At 71.1% G+C, this 2,438-nt stretch carries 3 protein-coding genes and 1 pseudogene; all 4 read left to right on the top strand.

Annotated features, from left to right (window positions below; all coding sequences use genetic code 11):
- Positions 1-357 (top strand): sensor histidine kinase (locus tag G6019_RS07600; RefSeq protein WP_182627330.1); only part of this gene is annotated, 357 nt, incomplete at its 5' end.
- A complete protein-coding gene (locus tag G6019_RS07595; protein ID WP_182627328.1) occupies positions 354-1,037 on the top strand; it encodes a response regulator in 684 nt (227 codons plus the stop codon). The genes G6019_RS07600 and G6019_RS07595, both read left to right, overlap by 4 nt.
- A 78-nt stretch (positions 1,038-1,115) precedes the next feature.
- Positions 1,116-2,021 carry a DUF1295 domain-containing protein gene (locus G6019_RS07590; RefSeq protein ID WP_107757267.1) on the top strand — a complete coding sequence of 302 codons (906 nt, stop codon included), beginning with the start codon at positions 1,116-1,118 and terminating at the stop codon, positions 2,019-2,021.
- Positions 2,018-2,438 (top strand): annotated as a pseudogene (locus G6019_RS07585) (pyridine nucleotide-disulfide oxidoreductase); the annotation flags it as partial. The gene G6019_RS07590 and the pseudogene G6019_RS07585, both read left to right, overlap by 4 nt.

Here is a 2,438-nt window from a genome sequence, read left to right as displayed (position 1 = left end):
CTGGGGAACCTGCTGGACAACGCGCTACGGCACGCCCCGGAGTCCGCGGTCCGGTTGACCGCGCGCACGTTGTGGGATGCCGGCCGCGCCCGCACGCTCATCGCGGTGGCGGACGACGGCGAGGGGATCGCCGCCCCGTCACGGGATGCGGTCCTGCACTCGTTCCACCGGGAAGGCGACACCAATGCCTCCTCCGGGATCGGCCTGGGGCTCTCGGTGGTCCGGGGCTTCGTGGAGGCGATGGGCGGCACCGTGTCGATCGACGAGACCCCGGGCGGCGGCACCACGGTGGAAGTGGACCTGCCCGCCTGCCGCGACTCCGAGCGTGAAGGCGCCAGCGAGGGTGAGTCCGGATGAGCCCGACCGTGCTCGTGGTGGACGACGACGCCCAGCTCCTGCGCGCCCTGCGGATCAACTTCCGGGCGCGGGGCATGACCGTGGTGACCGCGGAGACGGGGGCCGAGGCGCTGTCCCGCGCGGCCGACTGCGACCCCGACCTGATCATCCTGGACCTGGGACTGCCGGACCTCGACGGGATCCACGTGCTCCACGGTCTGCAGGGGTGGTCGCGGGCCCCGGTCCTGGTCCTGTCCGCGCGCCCCGACTCCTCCGACAAGGTCCAGGCCCTGGACGCGGGCGCCGACGACTACGTGACCAAGCCGTTCGCCATGGACGAGTTCTTCGCCCGCGTCCGCGCCGCCCTGCGCCGGGCGAGCAGGGCGGACTCGCCGGGCCAGGCGATGGTCGAGACCCCCGGGTTCACCATCGACTTCCGCACCTCCACGGTGACCCGCCACGGCCAGACGCTGCACCTCACCCCCACCGAGTGGGGAGTGCTGGAGATCCTCGCGCGCAACCCCGGCAGGCTGGTCACCCAGCAGGAGATCCTCCGCGCGGTCTGGGGCGAGGGGTACCAGAAGGAGACCCACTACCTGCGGGTGTACATGGCCCAGCTGCGCCGCAAACTCGAGGACGACTCGGCCGCCCCCCGGCACCTAATCACCGAGCCCGGGCGCGGGTACCGGTTCGTGCCGTGAGCCCCGGCCCCACCAGCGCCCCACCGCATCTCACCGTTCCTCCGGTCCCTGCGCAGAACGGTCATTACGCTTCCTGACATGAGTCAAGCTGCGTCGCTCCTGCGGGTCGGGATCGCTTATGTCATCGCCATCGGCGCCGGGTTGGCGTGGCTGCTGTGGGGGCCGGGCACCGGCCAGCTGTTGCTCGACGGTCTGATCGCCGATCTCATCGCGACCCTCGTCATCTTTGCTTTCAGCCGCTTCTACGGGAACTCCACGTTCTACGACGCCTATTGGTCGGTCATCCCGCCGCTGCTGGCGTTCTACTGGTGGATCGCGGCCGACGCGGGCGTGAACGACGTCCGCTGGTGGCTCATGATGACCGTCCTGCTGGCCTGGGCGGTGCGCCTGACCCTCAACTGGATCCGCACCTTTCCCGGCATGCACCACGAGGACTGGCGCTACCCGATGGTCCGCGAGCGGGCCGGGCGGTTCGAGTTCGTGGCCGACCTCATGGGCATCCACGTCTTCCCGACCCTGCAGGTCTTCGCCGGGCTCATCCCCGTCTACGTGGTGGCGACCCGCGCCGGTGAGCCGCTCGGCTGGCTCGACTTCGTGGCCTTCGGCGTCGGCCTGGCCGCGCTGGCCCTCGAGACCGTCGCCGACCTCCAGATGCACCGCTTCATCGCCACGCGCACTCCCGGGCAGGTCATGGACACCGGCGTGTGGTCGTGGTCCCGGCACCCCAACTACTTCGGCGAGTGCGGCATCTGGTTCTCCATGGGCCTGTTCGGGCTCGCGGCCTGGCCCGGCGCATGGTGGGTCTTGGTGGGCACCGCTGCCATGGTGACGATGTTCCTGGCCGTGAGCATCCCGATGATGGAGCAGCGGAGCCTCGAGCGGCGGCCCGAGTACACGCGCGTGGTGGAGCGGGTGTCGCTGTTCATCCCCCGCCCGCCCAGGAAACTCCCGCCCGAGAAGAGCCGGACCACCACCTCCGCGTGAGCCGCCTCCGGATCGTCGTGGTCGGACTCGGGGACACCGGCGTCCTCACCGCGATCGCGCTCCGGACACTCGGCGACGTCGTGGCCATCAGCGCCACGCCGGAGTTCGTCAGCGGTCAGGAGCTGGGTCTGCGGCTAGCCCGGCCGGAGGCGTGGACGCGCGACTATCGCATCGCCTACCGCCGGTTCCGCGGCCTCGACCGGGTGCGGATCGTGCACGGCAGCGCGACCGCCCTCGACACCGAGAACCGTGTCGTGCGCGTGAGCCTCGTGGACGGCGCAGCAGGTGAGGGCTCGGTCGCCGAGGTGCGGTACGACGTCGCGGTCGTCGCCACCGGGGTGACCAACGGGTTCTGGCGACGCGCCACGGTCCGGGACTCCCGCGGCGTCGACGCCGAGATCCTCCTGCCGCACCGGC

This window comes from Dietzia sp. DQ12-76 (assembly GCF_014145045.1).
In the GTDB taxonomy this organism is placed as follows: domain Bacteria; phylum Actinomycetota; class Actinomycetes; order Mycobacteriales; family Mycobacteriaceae; genus Dietzia.
This window is presented reverse-complemented; position numbering and strand designations above follow the sequence as displayed.